At 75.1% G+C, this 26,776-nt stretch carries 27 protein-coding genes; 14 read left to right on the top strand and 13 right to left on the bottom strand.

The genetic code is table 11. The features are described from left to right. Positions 1-351 precede the first annotated feature (351 nt). The 4 genes from ABT263_RS14940 to yidD all read left to right on the top strand — a co-directional run bounded on the left by ABT263_RS14940 (position 352) and on the right by yidD (position 4,375). Positions 352-1,761, top strand: coding sequence for a family 2B encapsulin nanocompartment shell protein (locus ABT263_RS14940; RefSeq protein ID WP_352290942.1), 1,410 nt, complete (start codon positions 352-354; stop codon positions 1,759-1,761). A 254-nt stretch (positions 1,762-2,015) separates the two neighbouring features. Next, positions 2,016-2,855, top strand: coding sequence for a hypothetical protein (locus tag ABT263_RS14945; RefSeq protein WP_352290896.1), 840 nt, complete (start codon positions 2,016-2,018; stop codon positions 2,853-2,855). 126 nt (positions 2,856-2,981) lie between these two features. Then, positions 2,982-3,752, top strand: coding sequence for a bestrophin-like domain (locus ABT263_RS14950; protein WP_329491217.1), 771 nt, complete (start codon positions 2,982-2,984; stop codon positions 3,750-3,752). Positions 3,753-3,838: 86 nt separating this feature from the next. Then, positions 3,839-4,375, top strand: coding sequence for a membrane protein insertion efficiency factor YidD (yidD, locus tag ABT263_RS14955; RefSeq protein ID WP_352290897.1), 537 nt, complete (start codon positions 3,839-3,841; stop codon positions 4,373-4,375). A gap of 75 nt (positions 4,376-4,450) precedes the next feature. Here yidD and ABT263_RS14960 read toward each other — a convergent pair whose 3' ends face one another. After that, entirely contained in the window at positions 4,451-6,814 is a 2,364-nt protein-coding gene (locus ABT263_RS14960; protein ID WP_352290898.1) for a glycosyl hydrolase family 18 protein, read from the bottom strand. Positions 6,815-7,089: 275 nt separating this feature from the next. Between ABT263_RS14960 and ABT263_RS14965 the strand changes: the two genes are divergently transcribed. The 3 genes from ABT263_RS14965 to ABT263_RS14975 all read left to right on the top strand — a co-directional run bounded on the left by ABT263_RS14965 (position 7,090) and on the right by ABT263_RS14975 (position 9,838). Then, positions 7,090-7,740: a class I SAM-dependent methyltransferase gene (locus tag ABT263_RS14965; protein ID WP_352290899.1), complete on the top strand. Its 651-nt coding sequence runs from the start codon at positions 7,090-7,092 to the stop codon at positions 7,738-7,740. A gap of 230 nt (positions 7,741-7,970) precedes the next feature. Next, positions 7,971-8,555, top strand: a complete 585-nt coding sequence (locus ABT263_RS14970) for a TerD family protein (RefSeq protein ID WP_329491221.1) — start codon at positions 7,971-7,973, stop codon at positions 8,553-8,555. 230 nt (positions 8,556-8,785) lie between these two features. After that, on the top strand, positions 8,786-9,838 hold the full coding sequence (locus tag ABT263_RS14975; protein WP_352290900.1) for a DUF5954 family protein: 1,053 nt from the start codon (positions 8,786-8,788) through the stop codon (positions 9,836-9,838). A gap of 102 nt (positions 9,839-9,940) precedes the next feature. Here ABT263_RS14975 and ABT263_RS14980 read toward each other — a convergent pair whose 3' ends face one another. The 7 genes from ABT263_RS14980 to ABT263_RS15010 all read right to left on the bottom strand — a co-directional run bounded on the left by ABT263_RS14980 (position 9,941) and on the right by ABT263_RS15010 (position 17,575). Then, positions 9,941-11,344 carry a lytic transglycosylase domain-containing protein gene (locus ABT263_RS14980; protein WP_352290901.1) on the bottom strand — a complete coding sequence of 468 codons (1,404 nt, stop codon included), beginning with the start codon at positions 11,342-11,344 and terminating at the stop codon, positions 9,941-9,943. 224 nt (positions 11,345-11,568) lie between these two features. After that, positions 11,569-12,558 (bottom strand): pyrroloquinoline quinone biosynthesis protein PqqB, encoded by a 990-nt coding sequence (pqqB, locus tag ABT263_RS14985; protein ID WP_352290943.1) that lies wholly within the window; start codon positions 12,556-12,558, stop codon positions 11,569-11,571. Beyond that, a complete protein-coding gene (pqqE, locus tag ABT263_RS14990; protein ID WP_352290902.1) occupies positions 12,474-13,874 on the bottom strand; it encodes a pyrroloquinoline quinone biosynthesis protein PqqE in 1,401 nt (466 codons plus the stop codon). Before pqqE ends, pqqB begins: the two co-directional genes overlap by 85 nt. Beyond that, positions 13,871-14,620 carry a thiaminase II/PqqC family protein gene (locus tag ABT263_RS14995; protein ID WP_352290903.1) on the bottom strand — a complete coding sequence of 250 codons (750 nt, stop codon included), beginning with the start codon at positions 14,618-14,620 and terminating at the stop codon, positions 13,871-13,873. The genes pqqE and ABT263_RS14995 overlap by 4 nt, the downstream gene beginning before the upstream one ends. Beyond that, entirely contained in the window at positions 14,605-14,772 is a 168-nt protein-coding gene (pqqA, locus tag ABT263_RS15000) for a pyrroloquinoline quinone precursor peptide PqqA (protein WP_352290904.1), read from the bottom strand. The genes ABT263_RS14995 and pqqA overlap by 16 nt, the downstream gene beginning before the upstream one ends. 280 nt (positions 14,773-15,052) lie before the next feature. Next, the gene (locus ABT263_RS15005; protein WP_352290905.1) at positions 15,053-16,621 is read right to left on the bottom strand and encodes an outer membrane protein assembly factor BamB family protein; all 1,569 of its coding nucleotides are present in this window, start codon (positions 16,619-16,621) and stop codon (positions 15,053-15,055) included. Positions 16,622-16,906: 285 nt separating this feature from the next. Continuing rightward, positions 16,907-17,575 carry a hypothetical protein gene (locus ABT263_RS15010; protein ID WP_352290906.1) on the bottom strand — a complete coding sequence of 223 codons (669 nt, stop codon included), beginning with the start codon at positions 17,573-17,575 and terminating at the stop codon, positions 16,907-16,909. A 420-nt stretch (positions 17,576-17,995) separates the two neighbouring features. Between ABT263_RS15010 and ABT263_RS15015 the strand changes: the two genes are divergently transcribed. Continuing rightward, positions 17,996-18,376, top strand: coding sequence for a hypothetical protein (locus ABT263_RS15015; RefSeq protein WP_329491226.1), 381 nt, complete (start codon positions 17,996-17,998; stop codon positions 18,374-18,376). A 20-nt stretch (positions 18,377-18,396) separates the two neighbouring features. Continuing rightward, positions 18,397-18,660, top strand: coding sequence for a hypothetical protein (locus tag ABT263_RS15020; protein WP_352290907.1), 264 nt, complete (start codon positions 18,397-18,399; stop codon positions 18,658-18,660). A gap of 100 nt (positions 18,661-18,760) precedes the next feature. Here the strand turns inward: ABT263_RS15020 and ABT263_RS15025 are convergent, their stop codons facing one another. Beyond that, positions 18,761-18,904: a hypothetical protein gene (locus tag ABT263_RS15025; RefSeq protein WP_352290908.1), complete on the bottom strand. Its 144-nt coding sequence runs from the start codon at positions 18,902-18,904 to the stop codon at positions 18,761-18,763. Between the two features lie 34 nt (positions 18,905-18,938). Beyond that, the gene (locus ABT263_RS15030; RefSeq protein WP_352290909.1) at positions 18,939-19,874 is read right to left on the bottom strand and encodes an NADP-dependent oxidoreductase; all 936 of its coding nucleotides are present in this window, start codon (positions 19,872-19,874) and stop codon (positions 18,939-18,941) included. A 141-nt stretch (positions 19,875-20,015) separates the two neighbouring features. Between ABT263_RS15030 and ABT263_RS15035 the strand changes: the two genes are divergently transcribed. Beyond that, positions 20,016-20,435 carry a winged helix-turn-helix transcriptional regulator gene (locus ABT263_RS15035; RefSeq protein ID WP_329491229.1) on the top strand — a complete coding sequence of 140 codons (420 nt, stop codon included), beginning with the start codon at positions 20,016-20,018 and terminating at the stop codon, positions 20,433-20,435. Here ABT263_RS15035 and ABT263_RS15040 read toward each other — a convergent pair. Beyond that, positions 20,396-21,052, bottom strand: coding sequence for an AAA family ATPase (locus ABT263_RS15040; RefSeq protein WP_352290910.1), 657 nt, complete (start codon positions 21,050-21,052; stop codon positions 20,396-20,398). The two genes, ABT263_RS15035 and ABT263_RS15040, sit on opposite strands and share 40 nt — an antisense overlap. 117 nt (positions 21,053-21,169) lie before the next feature. On the opposite strand from ABT263_RS15040, the gene ABT263_RS15045 reads away from it, so the two are divergent. Then, positions 21,170-21,691, top strand: a complete 522-nt coding sequence (locus ABT263_RS15045; RefSeq protein ID WP_352290911.1) for an AAA family ATPase — start codon at positions 21,170-21,172, stop codon at positions 21,689-21,691. Positions 21,692-21,807: 116 nt separating this feature from the next. On the opposite strand, the gene ABT263_RS15050 is transcribed toward ABT263_RS15045, so the two are convergent. Continuing rightward, positions 21,808-22,356, bottom strand: coding sequence for a MarR family winged helix-turn-helix transcriptional regulator (locus tag ABT263_RS15050; RefSeq protein ID WP_352290912.1), 549 nt, complete (start codon positions 22,354-22,356; stop codon positions 21,808-21,810). Between the two features lie 46 nt (positions 22,357-22,402). On the opposite strand from ABT263_RS15050, the gene ABT263_RS15055 reads away from it, so the two are divergent. The 3 genes from ABT263_RS15055 (at position 22,403) to ABT263_RS15065 (ending at position 24,991) form a co-directional block, all read left to right on the top strand. Beyond that, the gene (locus ABT263_RS15055; protein ID WP_352290913.1) at positions 22,403-23,383 is read left to right on the top strand and encodes an EamA family transporter; all 981 of its coding nucleotides are present in this window, start codon (positions 22,403-22,405) and stop codon (positions 23,381-23,383) included. A gap of 144 nt (positions 23,384-23,527) precedes the next feature. Then, the gene (gene ypfJ / locus ABT263_RS15060; protein ID WP_352290914.1) at positions 23,528-24,424 is read left to right on the top strand and encodes a KPN_02809 family neutral zinc metallopeptidase; all 897 of its coding nucleotides are present in this window, start codon (positions 23,528-23,530) and stop codon (positions 24,422-24,424) included. A 204-nt stretch (positions 24,425-24,628) separates the two neighbouring features. After that, positions 24,629-24,991 carry a hypothetical protein gene (locus ABT263_RS15065; protein WP_352290915.1) on the top strand — a complete coding sequence of 121 codons (363 nt, stop codon included), beginning with the start codon at positions 24,629-24,631 and terminating at the stop codon, positions 24,989-24,991. Between the two features lie 167 nt (positions 24,992-25,158). Here the strand turns inward: ABT263_RS15065 and ABT263_RS15070 are convergent, their stop codons facing one another. After that, entirely contained in the window at positions 25,159-26,688 is a 1,530-nt protein-coding gene (locus tag ABT263_RS15070; RefSeq protein WP_352290916.1) for an alpha/beta hydrolase, read from the bottom strand. Positions 26,689-26,776 lie beyond the last annotated feature (88 nt).

The raw sequence follows: 26,776 nt of genomic DNA on the forward strand, positions 1-26,776 counted from the left end.
CGCTCGTGCGCCGCCCGGTGGCCCGCGGGCCCGCACGTCGCTCCGTTCGGGTGGAGGGGATCGTTCCGGTGGGCGGGCGATTCGCATGCACAGCAAGTCCGGGATCGGTGGGAGGAACGCACGGGATTCCAACCGCCAGGCGCATCAGATTCACCCTATCGAGGGGTGCTTTGGGGCCGTACGGCTTTGGCCGGGCGCGGGTGATCTAGGGTTCCCGGTGGGTCGCCCCGAGTGGGCGGACACGATCGCTCTCTTTCGCCAACACCCCTTCCCGTACGCGTATCTGATGATCCGTCCCCGGACTCCGGGGCGGGTCGGCGTGACCTTGACCAGATGAAGGAGACCCTGCCGATGCCGGTGGACACGAACCCGGAGACGCAGCAGGTACCGCAGCAGTCGAGCCTGACGACGGCCGCTGCCCGCAACCTCGCCACCACCACCAAGTCCGCGCCGCAGATGCAGGAGATCACCTCCCGCTGGCTGCTCAAGGTGCTCCCCTGGGTCCAGGCCGCCGGTGGCGCCTACCGGGTGAACCGCCGGCTCACCTACACCGTCGGCGACGGCCGGGTGGAGTTCATCAAGACCGGCTCGGAGGTCCGGGTCATCCCCCGTGAGCTCGGGGAGCTCGCCCTGCTGCGCGGCTTCGACGACGACGGGGTGCTGACGGCCCTCGCCGACCGCTGCGAGCAGCGCGACTTCGGCCCCGGCGAGGTGCTGGCCGAGCGGGGCACCGAGGCGGACCGCATCTACCTGATCGCCCACGGCAAGATCAACCAGATCGGCACCGGCAAGTACGGCGACGAGACGGTGGTCGGCGTGCTCGGCGACGGCGACCGCTTCGGCGAGCACGCCGTGCTCGACCCGGACGCCGTCTGGGAGTTCACCGCCACCACGGTGACCGCCGGCACCGTGCTCTCGCTGCCGAGGCGCGAGTTCCAGGCCATCCGGGACGGCTCGCCCGCGCTCCAGCGGCACCTGGAGGAGTTCCTGGCCCTGCCGCTCCAGCGCCAGAACGAGCGCGGCGAGGCCGAGATCGCCATGTCGGCGGGCCACCACGGCGAGTACGAGCTGCCCGGCGCCTTCGTGGACTACGAGCTGAAGCCGCGCGAGTACGAGCTGAGCGTCGCCCAGACGGTGCTGAAGGTGCACAGCCGGGTCGCCGACCTCTACAACCAGCCGATGAACCAGACCGAGCACCAGCTCCGGTTGACCATCGAGGCGCTGCGCGAGCGCCAGGAGTACGAGCTGGTCAACAACCCGGAGTTCGGCCTGCTCAACAACGCCGACTTCTCGCAGCGGATCCAGACCCACTCGGGCCCGCCCACCCCGGACGACCTCGACGAGCTCCTGAGCCGCCGCCGCGACCCCGACTACCTGCTCGCCCACCCGCGCGCGATCGCGGCGATCGGCCGCGAGCTGAACTCCCGCGGGCTCTACCCCCACCATGTCGACCTCGGCGGGCAGCAGGTGCCGGCCTGGCGCGGGGTACCGATCCTGCCGTGCAGCAAGATCCCGATCACCAAGGAGAACACCAGCTCGATCCTGGTGATCCGGACGGGCGAGGACAACCAGGGCGTCATCGGCCTGCACCAGACCGGCATCCCGGACGAGTACCAGCCGAGCCTCTCGGTGCGCTTCATGGGCATCAGCGAGAAGGCGATCATCTCGTACCTGGTCAGCGCCTACTACTCGGCCGCGATCCTGGTGCCGGACGCGGTCGGCGTCCTGGAGAACGTCGAGATCGCGCACGGCCGCCACTGAACAACGGCCCGATCGGGCGCGGGCGGGCCGTAACCGGCCCACCGCAAGATCGTTTCACCTGACGTCGGACGGCCCGCCCCTCAAAGGCGGGCCGTCCGATGTCGCCCCTCCCGGCGCCGACCGGGCTCCAGGACGGGGCCGACTCCCGACGAGGACAACTCCCGACGAACGCGGACCTCCTGACGATGCGAGAGATACATGGAGCCCCTGGCGCAGCCCCGGCGGGCACGGCGGATACCGGTGGACGGGCCGTCGTGACCGCTGACCTGATCGTCGTGAGCAAGGGCGCTTCCGGGCGCCGGGCCCGGCTGGCCGGCGCGGCGGCCGGGGTGGCCGCCCTCTGCGCGCTGCTGAGCGGCGCGGCCGGTGCCGCCCGGACCTCCGAGCACCACGGCGGGGGCGACCCGCACGGGCCGGTCGTCGAGACCTGTGTCTCCACCGGCACGGACGTCTCGGTGTCGGCCGGCCGCGGTGGCGTGGGCGTCGATGTCGACGTCGACGTGGAGGTGGGCCTCTCGGTCGACCTCTCCGGAGTGCTGCACCACCCCGGTCCGCACCCGAAGCCCAGCCACCCGCCCTGGCACCACCACCACCACCCGTGCCCGAGCCCCACCCCGACGCCCAAGCCGAGTCCGACGCCGACTCCCACCCCGACGCCGACTCCCACCCCCACCCCGACGCCGACGCCGATCCACCCGCCGACGCCGGAGCCGAAGCCCACCCCGACGCCGACCCCCGCGCCGGTGCCGCCGCCCGCCCCGACGCCGAGGCCCACGCCGCCGCCCGCGTCGACCAGGCCCGTGCCGAAGCCCACGCCGAAGCCGACCGCGGCACCGGTCGTGCCACCGGCCCCCGCGCCCGAGCCGCCCTCGCCGACCGCCACGCCGAGCCCGGCGGCCGTCGAAGCGAAGCCGCGGCCCGTGGTCAAGCCCGTCCGGGTGCCGCTGGCGGCCCCGCCGGTGCCCGCTCCGGAGCGCCACCACGGCAGCTCGCCGACCCGGACGATGCTGCTCGTCACCGTGCCCGCCGTGCTCGCCGCGGCGGCCCTGCGCCCGCGCGGCCGGTCCGGCCGGGGCGGCTCCGGCCGCTCCTGAGGCGCCCGGCCCCCGAGGCGACCCGGCCCGGCCGGCCGCCTTCGACCGCCCGGTCGTCCGGCCGTTCGGTGAACGGGTGACGGCCGGGCCCGATACAGAGAACCCGAGCTGAAGAAGGGAGTTCCCATGTCCGAGTGGTTGGCGCTGGCCATCGCCATGTCGGCGGCCTGCGCCGTCGTGGTGGCGGTGGTGCTGCTGAGGCACCGCAGGGTCAGTGAGGAGGAGGACACCGACGAGACGCCCGACGTCATCGAGTACATGACGATGATGATCGGCGTGGTCTACGCGATCGTGCTCGGCCTGGCCATCGCCGGCGTCTGGGAGGCGCGCGGCGCCGCCCAGGACGACGTGGCGCGCGAGGCGCAGTCGCTGCACGAGGTGAGCGAGCGCGCCCAGATCTATCCGGTCGAGTTCCGCGACAAGGTCCGCGCCGATGTGGACGCCTACGTCTCCTACGTGGTCGACACCGAGTGGACGTACATGCGCGAGCACGGCGAGATCTCCGAGCGCGGCACCGAGTTACTCGACAAGCTCCGCACGGACGTCGCCACCCGCACGCCGGCCAGCGATCTGGAGGCCCAGGCCTACCAGCCGATCATGGACCGGATCAGCACCGTCGACGACGCCCGCAGCGCCCGCGGCCAGAACGCCGGGCCGACCATGCCGGGCGTGGTCTGGTTCGGCCTGATCGTCGGAGCCGTGGTGACCGTCGGCATGGTGTTCGCGCTGCAGATCCGGCGCTCGCCGCGGGAGTTGCTGCTGGCGGGGGCGTTCAGCGCGCTGATCGCCTTCCTGCTCTTCCTGATCTGGGACTTCGACGATCCGTTCGGCCGGAGCGTCTCGGTGACCACCCAGACGTTCACCGATCTGTTCCCGACCCTGGGCGGTGGCGACTGAGCGTCACGCGGACCGGCGTTCCTTCGATAATCTGATCCGGCCGTCGGGGGTCGGTCCCGTCGGGCGCATCGAGAGGATCGTCAGTCGTGACCTACCCGCCGCCCCAGCAGGGCGCGCCCTACCCGCCCCGACGCCCCCAGGTCGCCTGGTGGTGGCTGCCCGAGAAGGAGCGCCGCCGGCGCCGCAAGCAGCGCGAGGAGTGGCGGGCGTACCAGCGGCAGAAGGGCAAGAAGAACGACAACGACTGCTCGGACGCCTGCGACTGCTGCGACCTCGGGGACCCGTGCCTGATCGCGCTCGTCCCGGTGATGATGGCCGCGGGCCTGCGGTTCGCCCTCGGTGGCGGCCGCGGACGGCGCGGCGCGGCCGCCGATCCGTCGGCGCCCGCCCCGGCCGGCTTCGCGGCGGGCGTGCTGTACGGGGCGGTGCGGTACTACCGGAGCGAGATCAGCCCCCGGCGACCGGCCTGCTGCCCGTACACGCCGTCCTGTTCGACCTATGCCGTCCAGGCGCTGCACCGGCACGGCGCGGTGCGCGGGGCGCGGCTGACCGCCGGCCGGCTGCTCCGCTGCCGCCCGGGCACGGCGCGCCGCGGCGGGGCGGACCCGGTGCCGGGACGGTAGGGCCCGTCGCGAGGAGCGGTGGCGCAGGGGCCGCGCGGATCACGCTGATCCGCGCGGCCCCTGCCCGGTGGTGCGTCAGCGCAGGCTGCTGTCGATCGCGTTCAGCAGGGTGCCGGAGGCGTCGTCGTTCTCCAGGGAGAAGGCGAACATCCCGGCCAGGCCCTTGCTCTTGGCGTACGCCCCACGGGCCTGGATGGCCTGCGGGGTGTCACCCGTCCAGAAGTTGGTCCCGTCGTAGACCCAGGAGGCCTCCGTCACCGGGTCCCAGTGGGTGTTCGCCGCAGTGGCGTTGAGCTCCTTCCAGGCGGCCAGGCCGGCCTCGGCGCTCAGCGGCTTGGCCGGGGTCGGACCGGTCGCGCTCTGGTACAGGCCGTAGTTCGAGCCGGCCGGTACGCCCGTCCAGCCGCGCCAGTAGAACGGGATGCCCAGCACCAGCTTGTTGGTCGGGAAGCCGCCCGCGATGCCGTACTCCGGCAGGCCGGTGGTGTACGCGGCGAGGGTGGTGTCCACGTTGTACTTCCGGGTGCCCGGAGTGATCGGCGTGGTCGGGTCGGCCGGGCTGTCGTGCAGCGGGTCCTGGTGGTTGGTCGGGCCCTTGGCGTCCCAGGCGCCGTGCATGTCGTAGGTCATGACGTCGGCGTAGTCCAGGTAGGCGCCGATCTTGTCGGTCTCCAGCTGCGCGATCTTGTCCTGGCCGCTGGGCAGTGCGGCGGTCAGCAGGAACCGCTTGCCCTGGGCGTTGCCGAGGGCGTCCAGCTGGGTGCGGAACTCCTTCAGCAGCAGGGTGAAGTTCTGCTTGTCGGCGGCGGAGTAGTGGTTGCCGGTGTGGCCGCCGGCCGAGCCCGGGTACTCCCAGTCGAGGTCCACGCCGTCGAAGAGTCCGGCCGCCGAGGCCTGGCCGCCCGAGGCGTCACCGGCCACGCCGGTCGGCAGGTTGCCCTTGAGGAACATGTCCACGCAGGAGGAGACGAAGGCCTTGCGGGAGGCGTCCGTCGCGGCCGCGTCCGAGAAGTACTTGGAGTACGTCCAGCCGCCGATCGAGATGGTGAACCGCAGGTTCGGGTACTTGGCCTTCAGCTGGCGCAGCTGGTTGAAGTTGCCCTTGAGCGGCTGCTCCCAGGTGTCGCTGCTGCCGTCCACGCTGGCCGCGCCGTTGTAGTCGGCCTGGTAGTCGGCGTAGGCGTCCCCGGCGCCGTCCCCGGCGTTGGGGTTGGACTCGTTGGCCGAGTCGGAGGCCTTCACGGCCTGGAAGCAGGTGTGCGTGGTGGGGTGGATGTTGGCGAAGGCGTAGGTGATCACGTCCAGCTTGCCCGCCGCGCCGCTGGTGTCCACGTTCTTCGCGTGGTACGCGTTCTCGTAGACGCCCCACTGGTCGAAGTAGGCCGAGCGGAACGGGCTCGCGGCCGGGGCGGGCGCGGTGGTGGTGCCCACCGGCGCGGACTGCGCGGAGGCGTGGCTGCCCGAGTAGCCCTGGACGGTGAACCGGTAGTTGGTGCTCGGCAGCAGCGAGCTGACGGCCACCGAGGTGCCCATCGAGGTCGCGACCAGCTGGCTGCCCGAGTAGACCTTGTAGGCGACCGGGCCGTCGCCGCCGGTCAGCGTGGACGGCTGCCAGCTGAGCACCACGGCGTTGCCGGTGACCTTGCCGACGGTGAGCCCGCCGGGCACGGTGACCTTGCCGTCCCCGGCCGGGCCGGTGCCCGTCGCCGTGGCGGTGGCCGTCGCGGTGGGGCTGGTGGTCGCCGTCGGGCTGTTCGAGGCCGTCGGGCCGGTGGTCGCGGTGGGGCTGTTCGAGGCGGTCGGGCTGGTGCTCGCCGTCGGACTGCTGGTCGCGGTCGGGCTGCTGGTCGCCGTGGGGCTGCCGGTCGCGGTCGGGCTGCTGCTGCTGGTCGGCCCGGCCGGGCCGGTCAGGCTGAGGTCGTCCGCCCGGTAGGTGCCGGTGCCGTACCAGCCGTGCGTGAACACCGTCACCGAGGTGGTGGCGGCGCCGGTGGTGAAGGTGCTGCTCAGCTGCGTCCAGCCGGTCGCGTTGGGCGTCCAGGAGGAGGAGTTGACCCCGGTCCCGGTCGCGCCCAGGTAGACGTAGCTGCCCTGGACCCAGCCCGACAGGGTGTACTGGGTGTTGGGCAGCACGGTCACGGTCTGCTGGCACTGCGCGGTGTCGGAGGCCGAGGCCGCCCCGCTGAGCGCGTAGCTCCCGCCGTGCACCGGCGTGGTGACGACGGATCCGTTGACGCAGGTCCAGCCGGCCAGCGAGCCGGTCTCCAGACCGGCGTTGGCGAGCAGGTTGACGGGCGCCGCGGAGGCCGTGTTCAGGGAGAGCGCGAGGGCGGCGGTGCCGGTGGTGAGCGTGGCCGCCAGGGCCAGCGCGGTGGCTCGCCGGCGTGGTGCGGCGGCCCGGCGCTCGGCGGGGCGCGCGGGCGTGACTCGGTCGTGCATGCGGTGTCCTCCGGATGAGTGGGGGTTCCGGCGGTGCGGTGGCCCGGGTGGGCCGAAGGGAGCCGAGCCGAGCGCTGTGGGGGCGCGCGGGCGGGGTGGCACATGCTTCGGTACGACGCGTCGACACCGTCGGGCCGGGCCCGTACGCATCGACGACATCACAGATTGGACTGGACCAATATTCGCCGTCAAGGGTGTCCGCCCGCTGGACGGTCGGCGGCCCCCGCGCCGGTACGGTGGCGTACGGAGCAGCCCCGCCGAACGGAGGACGAGCCATGGACAGCCAGGACTGGAACGACCGCTACGCCGCGAGCGAGCTGGTCTGGGGCGCCGAGCCCAACCGCTGGGTGGTCGGCGAGCTGACCGGCCGCACTCCCGGCCGCGCCCTGGACGTCGCGGCCGGCGAGGGGCGCAACAGCATCTGGCTCGCCCGGCAGGGCTGGTGGGTGACCGGCCTCGACTTCTCCGCCGTCGCCCTGGAGCGCGCCGAGCGGCTCACCGCGGACCTGCCCGACGAGGTCGCCGGCCGGCTCACCTGGCGCCACGACGACGCCCGCGGCTTCCCGCTCCCGACCGAGGGCTACGACCTGGTGCTGGTCGCCTACCTCCAGCTCCCCGCCGCCGACCGCCGCACCGCGCTGCGCCGGGCCGCCGCCGCGCTCGCCCCCGGCGCCACCCTGCTGGTGGTCGGCCACGACAGCAGCAACCTCATCGAAGGGGTCGGCGGCCCGCAGGACCCGCGCGTCCTCTTCACCCCGGACGACGTGCTCGCCGACCTCGCCGACGCCGGGCTGCGGACCGTCCGCGCCGAGCGGGTGCTCCGCCCGGTGGCCGCGGAGGCCGGCCACCGCGACGGGGCTACCGGCGGGCGCGCTGCCGCGGTCGACGCCCTGGTGCGGCTGGAGCGGCCGTTGGAGCGGCCGTAGCAGGAGTTCGTCGGCGCCGCCGGGCGCCGCGTGCGGGACCGGCGCCGGAGCCCGCGTGCGGAATTGCGGCCGGGACGCCGGTGGGTCGTCGCGAATCCCTCCGTGTCCGGATGATGTGGTGTTGACCGTCGGAGCGGGGTACGGGGATTCCCAGGACCGACCCTGCGCACCCGGGAATCTCTACAGTGCTGTAGATTCAGGACGCAGGGCGGAGCAACGAGGAGGACGCGATGAGCGTTTCGCTGGCCAAGGGGCAGAAGCTGAGCCTGGAGAAGCCGGGCGGGGGGCAGCTGGGCGTGGTGCGGATGGGCCTCGGCTGGCGGGCCGCCCAGCGGAAGGGGTTCTTCGCCAAGCTGTTGGCCTCGCAGGAGATCGACCTGGACGCCTCGGCGGTGCTGTTCGCCGCCGGCAAGCCGGTGGACGTGGTCTTCTTCCAGCACCTCACCAGCAACGACGGTTCGGTGCGGCACAGCGGGGACAACCTGACCGGCGGCGCCGGCGACGCCACCGACGACGAGTCGATCACGGTGGACCTCACCAGGGTGCCGAGCGAGGTCGACCAGATCCTGTTCACCGTCAACTCCTTCACCGGGCAGACCTTCCAGGAGGTCGAGAACGCCTTCTGCCGGCTGGTCGACGAGCAGACCGGCGCCGAGCTGGCCCGGTACACGCTCACCGGCGGCGGCCCGTACACCGCCCAGATCATGGCCAAGGTGCAGCGCACGGCCGGTGGTTGGCAGATGGCCGCGATCGGCCAGCCGGCCAGCGGGCGGACCTTCCAGGACCTGATGCCGGAGCTGGCCAAGCACCTCTGACGGTGCGCCGCGGGCCTGCCCGCGCCGCGCCGCCCGCGACCGGCCCTCCGGCCGGTCCGTCGACCGGCGGTGCGGGGGCCGTCCGATCTCCCCCCGGACGGGCCCCGCGCCCGCTGTCCCCGTCCCGCGCGGTCACGCGGACGGCCCTCCGGTCCGCCGCCGTTGCCCGGTCGGGTGCACTTCCCCGATATCCCTGCGGCCCACTCGCCGCGTCCGCTAACACTGGCCGCATGGACGATGACGCTGCGCAGCTGCCGGGGCACCTCACCATCCGGGTCGCGCACACCGACGACCCGGTCGCGGCCGTGGCCGGTCTGGAGGCGTGGGCCTCCCGGGAGCGGTATCCGAGCCTGATGATGATGGCGCCCGCCTTCGGCAGCCTGGAGCGCACCCCCGAGGGGACCTGGCGGATCCTCGGCTACCGCGCGACCACCCCGCAGATGGCCCGCGACGACCTCGGCCACCAGTTCCGCTGCTGGGCGCGGGCCGAGCGCGGCGCCCGGTTCGCCGCCACCTGGGACATCACCGACGAGGAGCGGGCCGCCTACACGGCGGCGTACCGGCGGATGGAGTGGGAGGCGCTCGACGAGATCACCGTCGCCGGGCGGGAGTACCGGATCTTCCGGGCCGAACAGGTGCTGCGCTCGGGCCCCGAGGGCATCGAACCGCCGCGCCCCACCGACCCGGACCCGGCCGCCGTCGGCCAGGCCTACCGGCTGCCGTCCCGGGTCGACGGCTTCGTCGTCGACCCGGGTGCCGACGTCACCCTGGTCGACGGGATCCTGCGGCTGGACATGATGACGCTGGTGCCGGTCGGCCGGGGCATCCCCGAGAACGTCCGCGCCGACGCCCGGCACGCCTCCAGCCGCTACCCCAAGGTGTTCGTGCTCCCGGTGCACTGCGCCGTCGCCGAGTACGAGGACGGCCACTGGGGCCCGATGACCGGGGCCTACGAGACCCCGCAGGCCGCCCGCGACAGCCTCGCCGCCTACCTGCGCGACTTCGCCCCGCGGCTGCTGCCGGACCTCGGCGAGGACGAGCGCGCCCGGTACGCCGCCGCCGCCGACCGGCTGGACGCCGAGCGCGGACACGAACTCCGGGCGGCCGACCGGCGGTTCCGGCTGGTGCGGGTCGAGCCGGTGCTCCGTCTCGGCCCCGACGGGCCCGAACGGCCGCGGCCCTCCGACTGGGACCCGGACCTCCCGGTCAAGGCCCAGGAGGAGCAGGACCGGGCGGCCGGCCGTTACCCGGACGACGAGGACGACGAGGACGACGAGGACTGAACGGCCGCCGGCCCGGTGCGCCCGCTGATCGGGGCGCCCGGGCCGGGGCCACGCGTGCTCCGTGCGTGCTCGGTTCGTGCTCGGTTCGTACTCGGCGCGTGGTCAGTGCGCCGAGGGCGAGGGGGAGGCCGACGGGGAGGCGGCGGCCGAGGACGAGCCACTCGGGGTGGCGGTGGCCGACGGGGTGCCGGTCGGCGTCGGGCAGCCGGGCGCCGGGGGCGTCGCGGTGGCGGTGGCCGACGGGGTGGCCGTCGGGCTCGCGCCGTCGGTGGGCGTCGCCGTCGCCGTGGGGGTGGCACAGGTGGTGGGCGTGGCGGTGGGGGTGGCCGTCGGCGTCCCGGTGGGGGTGGCCGTCGGGGTGGTGCTGGGCGTACCGGTCGGCGAGGTGCTCGGCGTACCGGTCGGGGTGGCACTGGGTGTGGCACTCGGCGTGGCGCTCGGGCTCGGGCCGGCCGAGGGCGAGGCCGACGCGGTGGGCGTGGGCGCCCCCGTCGGCGTCCCGCTCGGGCCACCGGTCGGCGTGCCGGTCGACGGCGCCGGGGATGCCGGGGGCGTGGGCGTCGTGGGGCCGGTCGCCGGTGCGGGCACGGTCGGCGACGGTGACGGCGCGGTCGGCGCGCCGGCCGGGGCGGGCCGGTCCGGCGTCGTGGTCGCCGTCCCGCTGCCGAAGTGCGCCATCCAGTTCTTGACGGTCCGCAGGTACTCGCCCGAGTTGTTGTAGCCGAGGATCGCCCGGTCCAGCTGGGCCGGATTGCCGAGGTCGCGGCCGCCCGCGCAGAGGTAGCGGCCGGCCGACTCGGCGGCGTCGAAGACGTTGTTGGGGTCCGCCTGGCCGTCGCCGTTGGCGTCGACCCCCCAGTAGGCCCAGGTGGAGGGGATGAACTGCATCGGTCCGACGGCCCGGTCCCAGAGCCGGTCGCCGTCGTAGCGGCCACCGTCGGTGTCGGAGATCGCGGCGAAACCGTTGCCGTTGAGCGCCGGGCCGAGGATCGGCCGGTACGTCGTCCCCGCGGCGTCCACCCCGCCCCGGTTGGCCTGGCCGGACTCGACCTCGCCGATCGCGGCCAGCAGCTGCCACGGCAGGTGACAGCCGGGCGAGCGGACGGCCAGCGCGGCCTCGGCCTTGCGGTAGGCGGCGAAGACCGTCGCCGGCAGGGCGGGCCCGGTCCGGAACGGTCCGGCGGACGGGTCGCCCGGCAGGGTCGTGGGCGGCTGCGGCAGCGGGACGGCGCCCCCGCCGTCGACCGGCACGGTCGGCCCGTCGGCGGGCGACGGCAGCTCGGAGCCGGGCAGCGCGGTGCCGGGAGCGGTGGCGACCACGGAGGTGGTCGGGTCGATCACGGGCGGCACCGGCTCGGCTGCCGCGACACCGGAGAGGCCGAGTCCCGTCACCTGAGAGCCGGTCAGGGCCGCGAGCGCGGTGAACGCGGCGGCCGTCCCGGTCACCCGCTTGCCCAGCCGTATCCGGCGCCCCGTCTGTCGTCCGCTGTCGACCCGTGCCTTCATGCCGTGCCCTCCCCGTCACCGTCCGGACCCCGGGGGAACGGACGGGCTGTCACCATCGTGCCTGCCAGTGCATGACAGTTCGTGTTACCGGAATGATTAGTATCACGATGATCTGACCGGACCCGGGTGAGCAGCGGCTGTCCCGGGCCCCACCGTCCGGTGAACGGGCAGGTGGCGAGGGTGCGCCCGGCGGTACCCGGCGGGCCGGGGAGCGGCGCCGGGGCTCAGAACTCGACGAGCTGACCGTCCTCGGCGACGGCCGCGCCCGCCGCCGCCAGGGCCGGTGCGAGGGCGGCGGCGCCGGGGGAGCCCGGGTGGGCCAGCGGGTTGGTGTTGTTGAGGTGGGTGTAGAGGTAGCGCGGGCCGGGGTGGCGGCCCAGGTGGGCCAGCGAGTCCCGGACCGCCAGGTGGCCCATGCCGCGGGAGGAGCGCGAGCCGCCGGTGCGCTCGGCGAGTTCGTCGTCGGTGGCGAAGGTGCCGTCGAGGATCACCACGGCCGCACCGGCCACCGCCCGGTCGAGCTCCGGCGTCCAGGCGGCCAGTCCGGGCGCGTACACCGCGCTCGACCGGCACCCGGCGGCGGTGAAGCGGTAGCCGGTCACCCAGTCCGCCCGGCCGTCCCAGGCCTCGCCGGGCAGGTCGGCGGCGTACCGCGGCCGCTTGCCGCCCAGCGCCAGCGGCTCGACGCGCAGCCCGCCGGCCAGGTCGAAGGCGGTGCCCGGCGCGACGGACTGCCAGCGGGCCTTGGTGTAGGGCGCGAGCAGCGGGCCGACCGGGAAGGCGCCGTGCAGCGCGGCACGGACCGGTTCGGTGGCGTGCACGCTCAGCCCGGCGGCCTCCCGCAGGGTCAACAGGCCGAGGGTGTGGTCGAGCTCGCCGCTGGTGAGCAGGACGCCGCGCAGCGGGGTGTCCCGGGTGCCGGCGGCCGGCGCTAGCTCCGGGGCGGCCAGCAGCTGGCTCCGCAGGTCGGGCGAGGCGTTGACCAGGTACCAGGCGACGCCGTCCGCGCTGACCGCCAGGCAGTCCTGGCTGCGGGCGGCGCCGGTGCGGCGGGCGGTGGAGCAGCCCTCGCAGCCGCAGTTCCACTGGGGCAGTCCGCCACCGGCGGCCGTGCCCAGGATCCGGATCTTCAGCGCGTCCTCCGGGGCACGGGGGCCGGGGTGGTCACCGGGACCGGCCCGGTGACCAGGTGGTGGTCGGGGGAGAGGCGGCAGGCCGGGTCGGTGGCGCCGGCGTCCCCGGTGAACTGGAAGGCCTGGCAGCGGCAGCCGCCGTGGTCGACCTCGCGCAGCGCGCAGCCGCGACAGGGCTCCGGCATCCAGTCGGTGCCCCGGTACCGGTTGAACAGGGGCGAGTCGTGCCAGATCGCGGCGAGCCCGTCGGTCACCGCGTTCGGCAGCGCCGGACCGGGCAGCTGCGCGGCGGCCAGGCAGGGCAGCACGTCACCGGTGGGCGCGACCACCAGCTGCCGGCGGCCCCAGCCGTCCATGCAGGGCTTCACGGCGCCGCCGTGGTGGTCGGCCGCGACGTGCACGATCTCGATCCGCCCGCCGTGGCGCTCCCGGGCGGCGGCCACGTCCAGCTCGGCCTGGCGGACCTGGGCCTCGCTCGGCGCCAGGTGCGCCCGGTTCTGCCAGGCCCAGCCGTAGAACTGGGTGTGCGCCAGCTCGACCCGGTCGGCGCCGAGCGCCACGGCCAGGTCGGCGAGGGCGCCGAGCCGGGCCAGATTGCCCCGGTGCAGCACGGCGTTGACGGTCAGCGGCAGCCCGGCGCCGGTCAGCAGCGCCGCGGCGGCGAGCTTGCGCTCGTGCGCGGCGAGGCCGGCCACGGCGTCCGCGCGGCGCAGGTCGGCGTCCTGGAGGGAGAGCTGGACGTGGTCCAGGCCCGCCCCGGCGAGCGTGGCGGCACGCGGCTCGTCCAGCGGGAGCCCGCTGGTGACCAGGTTGGTGTAGAGGCCCAGGTCGTGCGCGTGGGCGACGATCCGGGCGAGGTCGCGGCGGAGCAGCGGCTCGCCGCCGGTGAGGTGGACCTGGAGGACGCCGAGCCCGCGGGCCTGGTCGAGCACGCGCAGCCACTGGTCGGTGTCCAGTTCATCCCGGTAGCGGGCGAGTTCGACGGGGTTGGCGCAGTAGGTGCACTGGAGCGGGCAGCGGTAGGTGAGTTCGGCGATCAGGCCGAACGGCGCCGGTGCCCGGACGGCCGCGCCCGGCAGGCCGGTGGCCGGGTACGGCAGCGCGGGTGCGCCGGAGCCGTCCAGGGTGAGCAGCCGGCGCTCGGCGAGGTCGGCGAGCAGCTCGCGGACCTGCCCTTCGTCCACCCCGTCGTACTCCGCGGCGAGCCCGGCGGTGATCAGCGCGGTGTCGCGCCGGCCGTCGCAGTGGCGCAGTACGGCGGCCGCGGTGTCGTTGAGCAGCAGGACGCCCTCGGGGTAGAGCAGGGCGGCCCGGTCGCGGACCGGGTCGTGCACCAGCCGCACCCCGCGCCGCAGCCCGGGCACCTGGGCGGCGGGGGCGGCCTGAGCGGTCGTCACCGGTCGGCCCCGTAGTCGACGGCGTCCAGCATGGCCCGCAGCACCTCGCACTTGAAGGCCAGCGCGTCGAGGGCGGCCTGCTGCTGGTGGGCGGTGACGCAGTGGTCCAGTACGAGCTCCAGGGTGCGGGCGCTGTCCTTGCGGGCGGTGGGGATGCGGTGCTCGAAGTAGGCGTACCCCGCCGGGTCGATCCAGTCGTAGTGGGTGCGCCAGGCGGTCACCCGCTGGGCCATGTGGTCGGGCGAGAACATCTCGGTGAGGGCCGCCGCGACGCCCTCCGTCCACGCTCTGGTCTGGCAGAAGTGCAGGTAGCCGTCGACGGCGAAGCGGACCCCGCGGGTGACGTGCCGTTCGTCGGTGACCTCCGCGCGGTCCAGGCCGACCGCCTCGGCGAGGACCAGCCAGTCGGCGAGGCCGCCCTCGGCGGGTGCGGTGGCGTCCGGTGCGCCCCCGGCCGGTGCGCCGCGCTCGGGGCAGGGTAGGGGCGCGGCCGGTCCGTCCTGGTAGGCGAGCCGCTCGGCCCAGGTCCGGCGGACCTCCGGGAGCGGGCAGTTGGCGATGATCGCGGCGTTCTTGCGGGTCAGGCAGAGCTGGTAGTACCAGCGGTTGGCGACCCAGCGCCGCAACTCCGGTGGCGTGCAGCCACCGGAGTGCAGGCGCAGATGGAACGGGTGGCTGTCCCAGTAGCGCTCCCGCAGGTCGTACAGCCTGGCCGCGAACCGCTCGCGGGTCAGCGGCTGAGCCACTGGGCGGCCCGTCCGGCGTAGGCGGTGACCTCGGCGCCGGTGCGGTGGCACTCGACCGCCGGTGCGGACCAGGCGGGCTTCGGGGTGGCGTCGGCCGGGCGCTCGGGCGGTGCGGCGGCGGGGGTGGGCAGCGGAGCGACGGTGCGGTTCATCGGGATTCCTCCTCGGGAGAGGGCGGGTGGGAGGAGCGCACGCGCCCGGTGGGCCGCGCGGCCCCGTGGGTCAGGACGCTACGAGCCGCCGGGCCCGGCCGCCGGTCCAACCCGCGCGATGTGCGGACAATCGCGCTCGAACGGGTGACGGGCCGGGGCCGGGGGTTTGACCGGCCACCGGGCGGTACGGCCGGAGCGCTGTCGGGGAGGCGACGCCGTCGGGAGGCGGCACGGTCGGGCCGGCGCGGCATCCGGGGCGGCGCGCCGGGTTGGAACCGTGTCAGGCGGCGGCGCGGCCGAAGGCGACCAGGTGGCCGTCCTTGGTGCCCACGAACACCCGCCCGCCGTCCGTGGCGGGCACGGCGAACCTGCTCACCGTGCCGAGCGCGAAGCTGCGGCGCAGCTTGAGCACGCCGTTGACCGGCAGCGGGTCGTACACCCGCAGCTCGCCGTTCTGGCCGCCCGGACCGCTGCCGGAGTAGACGGTCCAGACGAGCGCCGAACCGGAGGCCGTCCCGTTGGAGGTGACCACGGGGGAGCCGGACGCGTAGCCGAAGCCCTCGGCGCTGGTGCCCGCGCTGGTCAGCTGGGGGTTCCCGGCGCTGTTCACCGAGTACTTGAGCGCGCGCAGCGAGCCGTAGTTCTCGACCAGGTAGACATAGCCGCCGTCCCCGCCCCAGACCCCCGGGTGGCCCCAGACGCCCTTGAACGGGCCGGTCGTGCCGACCGCGGCGTCGGTGCCGTTCGGGCCCTGGCCCATGCCGCCCAGCCGGTCACGGTCCAGCAGGAAGATCCGGCCGTCCTTGCCGACCTGCACCAGCAGGTGCGGATGGGCGGTCGTGCCGAAGCCGGACGGCAGGGCGGCCGGCCCGCCGGAGCCGAGGTCCACGTCGCCGTGGTCCATGTCCCGGTTGTCGGTCGGGCTGAAGAAGTCCTTCGGGGTGAGGCTGCCGTCGGCGTTCACACCCAGCCGCACGACGGACTCGGCGAAGTGGCCCTGCGGCTTGTCGCCGGGGCCCTTCGGCGGGGAGGAGCCCGTGCCCGCGCCGTTGCCGGTGGCGAGGAGGATCCGCCCGGCGCCGTCCGAGACCAGGCCGCCGCCGCTCATCCAGACGCCCGCGTTCTGCGAGGCCGAGCCGGACTGGGTGGACCAGAGCGTCAGCTTGCGGGTCCCGGTGTGGACGCCCGCGACGTGGCCCACGTACGTCCCGACGCCGCAGTCCGAGGCGAAGCCGAAGTAGACCGCCCCGTCCAGCAGCAGGAGTCCGGCGCGCTGCGCCGAGGTGCCCGGGTTGAACGGGACCCCGGGGCTGTTCACCGGCGAGCCCTGGACGGTGACCGGCCAGTCGCCGCGCTCGGCGCCCGAGGTGACGTCCAGCGCGTGCACCGAGAAGTGGGCGCCCCCCTCGGTGGACTTCGCCACCAGGTAGACCGTGCCGGTCGACTTGTCGTACACGGGTGTCGAGGTGATGCCGGTGCCGGGGGAGAGGCAGGCGGTGGACGACGGGACCGGTGTGCCGAGCGCGCGCTGCCACAGGATCCGGCCGTCGGTCGCGCCGATGCCGTAGACGTGGTTCGTCTCGGTGGCGACCACCACGGTCGAACCGGCGACCAGGGGCTGGGCGAGGACGGCGCCGTCGACGGCGGTGGACCAGCGCCGGCCGAAGTCCGAGCCGGAGACCTGCGCCGGGCCCAGGCCGGGCTCGGCCGCGTCCCAGCCGGTGCGCAGGCTGTTCACCGAGACGGTGGGGTTGTCGGCGTGCGCGGGTATCGGGGTGACCAGCGAACCGGCCAGGGCCGGGGCGAGCAGCGCCAGTCCGCCCAGCAGGGCGGTGGCGGTGTGTGACACCGGCGTTCGGCCCCCCGGAGGCGTGTCGCGCGGGCGGTCCGGGGGCGTGGGTGGGTGGAGTCGGTTCATGCGGTCCGCCTTGGCTTTCGGGGGAGTGCCGGGTGCGGCACGGTGGCGTCATTCTGTGAACGCCCGTGCCGTACCCGCATCCGCCCGCAGGCCCCCGCCCGGCGCCGTTCACGCCCCGGAGGGAACCGGCTGCGCCGCCCGGCGTCCCCCCGGCGGCCGGTCCGGGGGCCGCTGGTTGGGGGCCCGCCGGTTGAGACCCGCCGGTTCGCCGTGGGCTCAGCCGCCGAGCGACTTGGCCAGCACCATCGCCAGCCCGCTCTCGGCGAGCGCCTCCGCCGGGGCGTTGACGCCGTCGCCCGGGCCGCGGTCCTTCACCACCTCGACGGCGTAGACGCGTCCGCCGGCCACGAAGAGGGCCCTCGGGTGGGTGCCGTCCTTGCGCTGGGTCAGCACCGCCTCCTGGCCGACCCCCGGCAGGGTGGTGACCTGGAGCTGGCCGTCCGCCTTGGCCGAGGCCAGCGCGGTCGGGGTGGTCTCGCGGACCGAGGCGTAGGAGTCGGGCGAGCCCCAGGTGCAGCCCCAGACCGGGCTGCCGTCGCTCGCCGGGTCGGGGTGGGTGCCGCGGAACGGGCCCGAGGTGCCCACCGCCGCGACGACCTGGGGGGACTGCAGCAGCGTGCAGGCGTCCGCCGGCCGCCCGGCGCACGCGGCGGTGGGTGCTCCGGTGCTCGCGGGGGCGGGCGCGGAGGCGCTGGATCCGGGTGTCGTCGCCGCCGTGGGCGCGGGCGCGCCGGGCGTCGACGCGGCCGCGGCGGGTGTGGTGGGCGGAGGCGCGGCCGTCGCCCCGCCGGAGGACGAGCAGCCGGCCACGGCGACGCCCGCGAGGGCCAACGCGGGCAGCCAGAGCTGCCGACGCCCGTACCGGACCGCTGACTTGAGCTGCATGGGACCCCCTCGTCCGGCGCCCGCCGGTGCGGCGGACTGTGGTGCTCCAGGGATCCTAGTGGCCGGGCCGGTCCGGTATTTCCCGTTCCCGAAACGGGAGTTGCACAGCTGCGTCACGAGCCCGACCCGGCGCGTCCGGCGGTCGGACCGGCGGTCCGGGGTGCGGGGGTGGTACGCGCACGTGCGGCCGGGCTCCCGGCGGCGCCCGGGACGGGAGGGTCTGACCAGGACCGATGCGAGGCAAGTCCTTTACCAGTACCGGGCGGTCGGTGTCGAGCTCTCCTTCCTCAGCTCCCCGGACGGGTGATGTTCTGGTGAAAGTGGTCATGCCAGGAATGGCGGCCCGGCATCCTTGGGCCGGTGACCAGGCGGATCCCGCAATCGGCGGATCCCGAGACCAGGCGGATGGAGGCCCAGACGGTGAGCACGAACCTGCCGGAGACCGTGGCGGAGGGGCCGGTCCTCCCGGCGCCGCCCCGGGTCGTGGACGACCTGGCCCGTGACCTGACCCATGCCGCCGCCGCCGTCCGGGCGGTCTCGCGGGCGGGGCGCAGCGGCGGCGACGTCGCCGTCGCGGCGTACACCGCCGTGGTGTGCACCGGCCGTTCGGCGGCCCGGGCGCTGGAGGAGGCGGCCGCGTGGTGCCGCCAGGCACCCGAGGCGGAGGTGCACTCGCTGGCCTGGGCCCGGGTGCCGGGGCACCGCGACGACGTCTACGAGTACCGCGTCACGCTGGCCGTGAGCTTCCCCGACCACGAGACCGGCGAGCACAGCGGCGACACCCACCACGCCCCGCGCTGAGCCGGATTATGATCGCTCCCATGGATGATGGGGGCACGAACGAGGTACGGGCGACCACGGCCGGGGAGACCGAACTCTCCACCGGCGCGGCGGTGGTGGTGACCGTCCTGGCGGCGCTGGGGGCGGTGGCGGTCCTGCTGGCCGTCCTCCACTGGCTGGGCTGGACCGCCCCCGGGATCGGCTGGCTGCTCGCCAAGGGCGCCGTCAAACTCTGCGCCGGCGGCGCGGTCGGCCTGATCGGTGCCCTGGCCTGGCTCCGCCAACGGCAGGCCTCGCGCGGGTAGTTCCGCCGTCGTCCGCACGCCGACGCCCGGCGCGAGGGCCGGCGACCCGCTGGTCGTCGGCCCTCGCGCCGTCACGCCGGGGGCGGGACGGGGACCGGGGTCACGGCAGCTGGACGGCGTTCCTGCCCCAGCCGGCGTTGGCGGGGACGGTGGAGGGGCCGGCCTGGAAGGCGGTGATGTGGCCGGTGGTGTCGGCGAGGCCGGGGGAGAGGCCGATGGCGCCCTCGTTGCGGTGGTAGAGCACGCCGAGGTCGCACCGTTCTCGCGCCGGCGGTGGGTCAGGGGACCAGGACGAGCCGGCCGCGCAGGCCGCCGCCGGCCAGTCGGCGGTGGGCGTCGGCGGCCCGGGCCAGCGGGTGGGTGGCGGCCACCCGGAGGGTGAGCCGGCCCGCGGCGGCGAGGGCGGACAGCTCGGCGAGCGCCGGGCCGTCGGCGGCGATCCAGACGTTGGCGACCCGGATGCCGCGCAGGCCCTGGGGCGCGCCCCCGGACACGGTGACGAAGCTGCCACGGTTGCGGACGGCGCCGAGTGCGACCACCCCGAGCAGGGCGGCGTCCAGGGCGCCGTCCACCCCGCCCGGGACGAGCGCCCGGACGGCGGCGGCCGGATCGGCGCTGCCGCGCGGCACGAACCACTCGGCCCCCAGACCCCGGACCAGCGCCTCGTCCGCCGCACCGGCCAGGGCCACGACCCGTAGGCCGCGCAGGGCGGCGAGTTCGACGGCGAAGCCGCCCACCGCGCCGGCCGCGCCGGTCACCAGCAGCGAGGCGCCGGCCGGGAGGCCGAGCAGGTCCAGTGCCTGGGCGGCGGTCAGTCCGTTCAACGGCAGCGTCGCCGCCTCGACGGCCGGCACCCCCGCCGGGGCCGGGGCGAGCGCCGAGGCGTCCAGCACCACGTACTCGGCGTAGGTGCCGAGCGGGACGTCCAGACGGTCGCGCAGACCGATCACCGGGTCGCCCGGGCCGAAGCCGGACACTCCCGGGCCCACCCGGTCGACCGTGCCCGCCACGTCCCAGCCCAGCCCGGTCACCTCGCGCGGTGCCATCAGCCCCGCCGCCACCAGGGCCCCGGAGCGGGTCACGGCGTCCACCGGATTGACCCCGGCGGCGGACACCCGGACCCGCACCTGGCCAGGGCCGGCCTCGGGGACGGGCACCTCGACCAGCTCCAGGGCTTCCGGACCGGCATGGCTGCGGACGACGACGGCGCGCACGGGGCACTCCTCGGGGAGGGGACGGCGGGACCCGGCGGTCCCGGGGCGATCGGACTTGCCAACGGCACCCACGCTAGGGAGAGTTGCTCTCCGGTCGGAAGCACGCACCGCGAAGTGCGTACCGTACGGGGAGGGAAGCCCATGGCCACCATGACCGCCGCCCAGCGCCGCTCGGCCGAGCGCGCGAGCTTCGACGCCTACCTCGCGCAGTGCCCGGCGCGGCAGTTGCTCGACCGGATCGGCGACAAGTGGGTCAGCCTCCTCGTCAACGCACTGGCCGACGGCCCGCAGCGGTACAGCGAGCTGCGCCGCCGACTGGCCGGGGTCAGCGAGAAGATGCTCACCCAGACCCTGCGCGCCCTGGAGCGGGACGGCCTGCTCACCCGCACCGTCACGCCCTCGGTGCCCGCCCGGGTCGACTACGCGCTGACGCCGCTGGGGACCGGACTGCTGCCGGTGGTGCGGGCGATCAAGGCCTGGGCGGAGGAGAACATGCCCGAGGTGCTCGCCGCCCGGGACGCCTACGACACCCGGCCGGACGTACGAGGCGCGGGGGGCTGAGGGCCCGGCCGGCCCGAGGGAGTGCGGAGCGCCTCGTCGAGGCGGACCGCGAGGGTGTCCCAGGGGCGGCAGTCGACCACCGGGAGGCCGTACCGGTCCGCCTGCTCGGCGAGCCAGTGCGAGTACCGGGCGCCGACCTCGGCCCGCCGCACCTGCGGGCCGCACCCGGGCTCGCGGGCGGCGTAGTTGGCGGTGATCCGGGCCGCGTCCGGCTCGTGCAGGAACACCGCCCGGACGCGGCGCCCGGCCGCCCGCCCCGCCTCGACGGCCCGGGCGGCGGCGGCCGGGGTGAGGTAGTCGCCCTCGACGACGGCGGGCACGTCCACCGTCAGGCGGTTGCGGACGACACCGAGGACGGCGGGCTCCAGCGCCCGGGCGGTCGCGATCTGCAGCTCCAACTCCTGCTCCGCTGTGCGGGGTTCGGCAGGGTCAGGGCCGTCGAAGTGGTGCAGCCCCGGGTGCTGGGCGGCTGTGGTGATCTCCTGGACGGCGCTGACCACGTCGTCGAACTCCACCACGAACGCGCCCGTCTCCCGGGCCAGTCGCGCGGCTGCCCGGCTCTTCCCGATGCCCGAGGCTCCGCCGATCAGCACGATGTCCCACCACAAGGTCGCCATGCGCCGGACCGTATCGCGGGCCGAGGGGCGGGATCACCCGCATTCCACCGGGCCGGCCCGCCGCCGCACCGCGGCGGTGCCCGGCGGGCTCGGGCGGCGTCCACTAGCGTGGGGTGGATGACAGGCAGTGAGCACACCGTGCTGATCGTCCTGCGGGGCAACAGCGGATCCGGCAAGTCGAGCATCGCGGCCGAGCTGCGGGCCCGGTGCGGGCGGGGGAAGCTCGCGCTGGTCGGCCAGGACAACCTGCGCCGGACCGTGCTGCAGGAGCGGGACACGGACGGTTGCGCCTCGATCGGCCTGATCGACACCGTCGCCCGTTACGCCCTCGACCACGGCTTCCACGTCGTCGTCGAAGGCATCCTGACCGCCGCGCGGTACGGCCCGATGCTCGGGCGGCTGGCCGCGGACCACCGCGGCCGCACCCTGCTGTACTACCTCGACGTCGACCTGGCGGAGACTCTGCGCCGGCACTCGCTGCGGCCGCAGGCCGCCGAGTTCGGCTCCGAGGAGATGACCGGCTGGTACGTCGGGGGCGATCTGCTGCCCGGTGGTGCGGAGCAGGTCATCGGCGAGGACAGCACCCTGGAGCAGACCGTGGCGCGGATCCTGGCGGACGCCGGTCTGACGCCGGTCTGACGCCGCCGGCGTCCGGAGCCGGCGGGCCCTGAGCTGCCGATTCCTCGGCTGCCGAGCCCTGGACCGTCGGAGTTCTGGCCCGTCGCGGCTTCCCGGGGAGGGCGGGCGGATCCTCGTCAGGCCTCGGTGGACTTCGGGGGGTGGTCCAGGCGGTACTGCCAGCTGGTCAGCAGGCCCTCCAGGGCGGTGGCCTCCTGGGGAGTGAGCAGCTCCAGCAGGCGGTGCTCGTTGCGCATGTGGGCGGTGAACGCCTCGTCGATCAATCGCCGGCCGGCCGGGGTGAGTGCGACGACGCGCCCGCGCCCGTCCTCGTCGCTGCGACGGCGGGTGACCAGCCCGGCCCGCTCCAGGCGATCGACCCGCTTCGTCATGGCGCCGGTGGTGACCATCGTGTGGGCGGCGAGTTCACCGGGGGCCCGTTCGAAGGGGGTGCCGGCGCGGCGCAGCGCGGCGAGCACGTCGAACTCGCCCTCGCCGAGGCCGTAGCGGGCGTACACCAGGCCGAGCTCGTCGGTGAGGCGGGCGGCGAGGCGGTGCAGCCGGCCGATCACCGCCTGCGGCGAGACGTCGAGATCGGGCCGCTCCCGCCGCCATTCGGCCTGGATGGCGGCCACGTGGTCCGGGGCTCCGGGCGGCGGTCCGAGCGGGTCGCGCTGCTGTTCCATGGCGCCATCCTAGCCGGGTAGCTTCCTCGGAAGCTATATTGCTTCCATGGAAGCGAATATTCGGTGGATCCTGGTGACCGCCGTCGCGCCGGTCGCCTGGGGTGCCAACTACTACGTCACCCGCGAGTTCCTCCCGGCGGACCGCCCGCTCTGGGGCGCCGCCCTGCGGGCCCTGCCGGCCGGCCTGATCCTGCTCGCCCTCGGCCGGCGGCTGCCGCGCGGGGCCTGGTGGTGGCGCTCGGCGGTGCTCGGACTGCTCAACACAGGGGTCTTCTTCGTCCTGCTCTACGTCGCCTCGCAACTGCTCGCCACCAGCGTCGCCTCGACCGTCATGGCGGCCTCCCCGCTGGCGATGATCCTGATCGCCTGGGCCCTGGTGGCCGAGCGGCCGGCCCGCGCGCACCTGGTCGGCGCGCTGGTGGGGCTGGGCGGGGTCGGGCTGATGGTGCTCGGCCGGGCGGGTGCGGTGAGCCCGGCCGGGCTGGCCGCCTCGATGGCCGCCATGCTGGTCTCCTCCTTCGGGTACGTCCTGGCCGGCCGCTGGCGCGACGGTGCGGACGTCCTGGCCTCGACCTCCTGGCAGCTGATCGCGGGCGGGCTCGTCCTGCTCCCGGTGGCCGCGGTCGCCGAGGGGGCGCCGCCGGTGCCCGCCCTGGCGGAGCTGCTGGCGTTCGGGTACGTCGCCGTGGTGGCCACGGCGCTGGCGTTCGTCGCGTGGTTCGCCGGTCTGCGGCACCTTCCGGCCGGGACGGTCGGCCTGGTCGGCCTGCTCAACCCGATGACCGGTGTCCTGCTCGGTACGGCGGTGGCGGGAGAGGAGCTGGGGCCGGTCCAGGCGGGCGGGTTGCTGCTGGTGCTGGTGGGTGTGCTGCTCGGGCGGCCGCGTGCGGCGGGGCGGCGTGCGGAACGTCCGCGGCCGGGGGCGCCGGTGGAGGGGGTCGCGGCGGTCGAGACGGTCGAGGGTGGGGCCCGCCGGGGTGCGGGGCGCGGTGCGGGCGGGGCGTTCCGGGCCCGGCGACGTGGGTGAGCCGGCTCAGCTGGATCACCCCGGCGGCCGGGTGCGGCAGACCCGTTCTGGCCTGCGCGTCCTGCCCCGGCCGGGGTGGCCCGGCGGGCTACCGTGGCCGGGCGGCCGCACCCGGGTCGCGGCGGGTGCGACGGACGGAGGGACATGCAGTTCGACGAGCAGGGGGACCTCGACACCTCGCAGGTGGACGACCGGCGCGGCCGCCCGGGTGGCCGGGTCGCCATCGGCGGTGGCGCGGCGGGCCTGCTGATCGCGCTGGTCGCGGTGCTCTTCGGGGTCGACCCGAGCCTGCTCGGTCTCTCCGAAGGAGGCGGTCCCGGTGCGGACGCGCGCCCCAGTACCGCCGGCGAGGTGCAGCAGGTCTGCCGGAGCGGCGCGGACGCGAACCGCCGTCAGGACTGCCGGATCGTCGCCGTCACCAACAGCCTCCAGGAGTACTGGCGGGGCGAACTGCCCCGGCACGGCACGCCCTACCGCCCCGCCGAGACCGTCCTGTTCACCGACCGCGTCTCCACCGCCTGTGGCGCGGCGACGTCCGCCGTCGGCCCGTTCTACTGTCCGGGCGATCGTCAGGCCTACTTCGACCTCGGCTTCTTCGACGAGCTCTCCACCCGCTTCGGCGCCCGCGGCGGCCCCTTCGCCGAGGCGTACGTGGTGGCCCATGAGTACGGGCACCACATCCAGAACCTGACCGGCACGACCCAGCGGGTCGGCGGGGACCGGCAGGGCCGGAACAGCGCCTCGGTGAAGCTCGAACTCCAGGCGGACTGCTACGCGGGGGTGTGGGCGCACCACGCCACCACCACCCCGCAGGCCTCCACCGGCCGGCCACTGATCAGCACCCTCACCGACCAGGACATCGCCCAGGGTCTGGACGCCGCGGCCGCCGTCGGCGACGACCGGATCCAGCAGCAGGCGACCGGCCGGATCGACCCGGAGGTCTGGACGCACGGCTCCTCGGCGCAGCGCCAGGCCTGGTTCACCGCCGGCTACCGCACGGGCTCGATGAGCGACTGCGACACCTTCGCGACCCCGCGCTGACCCTGTTCGGACTTCACGCCGACCGGTACTCGTATCGGCCGCCCGGCTGCTCCCGGGGCTGCTCGGTGGGTGTCGTTCCGCGCGCCCCGCCGCCCGCCACACCCTGTCATCCGTCAGGGACCGTGGCCGCCGCACCGCTCCTACGCTGCTGATCAGTGGCCGGATCACTCACCGCCGGCCCCGCGACCCCAGAGGGAGAACCACATGCGCAGGATCCTGCACGCCGCCGCCGCGCTCGCCCTGGCGACCGCCGCCGTCACCACCCTGGGTGCCACCGGCGCCCGGGCCGCCGGCAGCTGGGACGGCTGCCCGTCCGGAGCGGTCTGCATCTACGGCGAGGGCGCCCCCACCTCCACCCCGCCGACCGATGTCTTCTACAGCTACGGAGCCCACAACCTGAGCAACAAGACGGGCTGGCACTGGGTCCTCAACAACCAGACCGGTGGCGCCCACGCCCGCCTGTGCCTCGGTTACAACGGCACCAACTGCAACTACGACATGGCCGCCCAGAACGGCGTCTGGGCCGACCTGGGACCGGTCAACTCCATCACCCTCGACCGCCCCTGAGCTCCGCCGGCTCCGATCCGCCGAGGATGCGGGGGTGGCCACCGGGCCCGGCGGCCACCCCCGTACTCCCGGCAGGCCGGGGCCACCACCCGTCCGGCCGGACCGCACCCGGCGCCGGGGGGCGCCTGGGCGCCGGTCAACCCGACTGCGGGGAGGGGCAGCTGAGATCAGGGGCAGCTGAGATCACGGGCGGGGACGCGGCCGTCGAGCAGGTAGGACTCGACCACCTCGCGGACGCAGGCGTTGGACCCCGGGTACTGGCCGTGGTCGCCGCTGCCGGTCACCGTCACCAGCCGGGAGCCGCGCAAGGCCCGGTGGGCCGAGCGGGCCGCCTCGTAGTAGGTGGCCGGGTCGTGCACCGAGTTGAGCATCAGCGTGGGCGGCAGGCCCGCCCCCGTCACCCGCACCCGGGGGGCGGTCGGCGCCGGCCAGGTGGCGCAGACGGCGGCGAAGGCCAGCGTCCGGGCGCCCGCCAGCGGCCAACGGGCGGTGAGTTCGCGGCCCCGCGCGACCCAGGTGTCCAGATCACCCGTCCAGGGCGTGTCGTTGCAGGTCACGGCGAAGTACTCGGCGAGGAACCCGGGGCTCAGGTACTGGCCGAAGACCTGTCGCGCCGTCTCCCGGGCGGTCGGGCTCGCGCCCGGCCAGTCGTCCAGTGCGGTCAGGGCGGTGGCCAGCGCGGGGAATCCGTCGCTCGCCCGGTAGACGGCCTGGACGGTGCCGTTGTCCAGCTGGTTGGGGCCGACCGTCAGGGCGCCGTCGACGAGCGGGCCGTCGTGCAGGGCCGCGCGCCGCCGCTCCCAGTGGGCCCCGGCCTCGGCGACGGTGGCGCCGTAGTGGTACGTGTCGTCCCGGGCCGCCAACCAGGGCAGGAAGTCCTCCTCGAAGCGGCGCTGGAAGCTCATCGGCTGCCCCAGCTGGAACCGCTCCCAGCTGCCGTCGAAGCCGACGTTGCTGTCCAGCACCATCCGCTCCACCCGCCGCGGGAAGAGCGTCGCGTAGTACGCGCCGATCATGGTCGCGTAGGACGGGCCGTAGTAGGTGATCCGCCGCTCGCCGAGCAGGGCGCGGAAGAGGTCGAGGTCGCGGACGGTCTGCTCGGTGGTCAGGAACGGCAGCAGACCGCCGCTGCGCCGCGCGCAGTCGGCGCCGAGGCGACGGGAGTCGTCGATCACGCGGGCGCGGGCGGCCGGGTCGTCGTCGCGGAAGTCCCCGGCGAAGAAGTCCTGGAACTCCTCCGGTGTCTGGCAGACGGGCCGGGTGCTCCGGCCCACCCCGCGCTGGTCGAAGCCCACCACGTCGTACGCGGCTCCGACGGCCGGCGCCGCGCGCACGAAGCTGCCCGGCCGCAGCAGCCCCGCCCCGCCGGGGCCGCCGGCGGCCATCAGCAGGGTGCCGCGCCGCTTCGCCGGGTCGTCCGCCCGGTGCCGGGACACCGCGACGGAGAGGTCCGGACCGCGCTTCGGGTGGTGCCAGTCGCGCGGGACGGCCATCGTGGCGCACTCCAGCTCGGGCGCCTCCGCACAGGGCTGCCAGGCGAGTCGCTGCTGGGTGTAGCGGGAGGGGACGGGCGGTACCGGGGTGCCGGTGGCCGCGGCGGCCCCGGTGACGGGCAGGGACAGGGCGGCGAGGAGCGTGGCCACCGCGGTGGCGAGCGCCCCCCGGCGCCGGCGGGTGCTGGGTACGGATTCGTTCACGTCTTGATCCTCGGGGCCCGGAGCGGGTGCGGTCGATCCGGCACGCACCACTTTTCGGGGTGGTGCGGACGACACCCGCCGAACGGCG

This window comes from Kitasatospora sp. NPDC001603 (assembly GCF_040298365.1).
Classification (GTDB): Bacteria; Actinomycetota; Actinomycetes; order Streptomycetales; family Streptomycetaceae; genus Kitasatospora.

Bases quoted from the DNA above. Each gene is read 5' to 3' on its own strand.
- ABT263_RS14975 (WP_352290900.1), top strand. From the start codon at position 8,786: ATGGACGATGACGCTGCGCAGCTGCCGGGGCACCTCACCATCCGGGTC.
- ABT263_RS15045 (WP_352290911.1), top strand. From the start codon at position 21,170: ATGACAGGCAGTGAGCACACCGTGCTGATCGTCCTGCGGGGCAACAGC.
- ABT263_RS15065 (WP_352290915.1), top strand. From the start codon at position 24,629: ATGCGCAGGATCCTGCACGCCGCCGCCGCGCTCGCCCTGGCGACCGCC.
- ABT263_RS15010 (WP_352290906.1), bottom strand. From the start codon at position 17,575: ATGCAGCTCAAGTCAGCGGTCCGGTACGGGCGTCGGCAGCTCTGGCTG.
- ABT263_RS14950 (WP_329491217.1), top strand. From the start codon at position 2,982: ATGTCCGAGTGGTTGGCGCTGGCCATCGCCATGTCGGCGGCCTGCGCC.
- pqqA (WP_352290904.1), bottom strand. From the start codon at position 14,772: ATGAACCGCACCGTCGCTCCGCTGCCCACCCCCGCCGCCGCACCGCCC.
- ABT263_RS14980 (WP_352290901.1), bottom strand. From the start codon at position 11,344: ATGAAGGCACGGGTCGACAGCGGACGACAGACGGGGCGCCGGATACGG.
- ABT263_RS14960 (WP_352290898.1), bottom strand. From the start codon at position 6,814: ATGCACGACCGAGTCACGCCCGCGCGCCCCGCCGAGCGCCGGGCCGCC.
- ypfJ (WP_352290914.1), top strand. From the start codon at position 23,528: ATGCAGTTCGACGAGCAGGGGGACCTCGACACCTCGCAGGTGGACGAC.
- ABT263_RS15050 (WP_352290912.1), bottom strand. From the start codon at position 22,356: ATGGAACAGCAGCGCGACCCGCTCGGACCGCCGCCCGGAGCCCCGGAC.
- ABT263_RS15035 (WP_329491229.1), top strand. From the start codon at position 20,016: ATGGCCACCATGACCGCCGCCCAGCGCCGCTCGGCCGAGCGCGCGAGC.
- ABT263_RS14940 (WP_352290942.1), top strand. From the start codon at position 352: ATGCCGGTGGACACGAACCCGGAGACGCAGCAGGTACCGCAGCAGTCG.
- ABT263_RS14965 (WP_352290899.1), top strand. From the start codon at position 7,090: ATGGACAGCCAGGACTGGAACGACCGCTACGCCGCGAGCGAGCTGGTC.
- ABT263_RS15020 (WP_352290907.1), top strand. From the start codon at position 18,397: ATGGATGATGGGGGCACGAACGAGGTACGGGCGACCACGGCCGGGGAG.
- ABT263_RS15055 (WP_352290913.1), top strand. From the start codon at position 22,403: ATGGAAGCGAATATTCGGTGGATCCTGGTGACCGCCGTCGCGCCGGTC.
- ABT263_RS14970 (WP_329491221.1), top strand. From the start codon at position 7,971: ATGAGCGTTTCGCTGGCCAAGGGGCAGAAGCTGAGCCTGGAGAAGCCG.
- ABT263_RS15040 (WP_352290910.1), bottom strand. From the start codon at position 21,052: ATGGCGACCTTGTGGTGGGACATCGTGCTGATCGGCGGAGCCTCGGGC.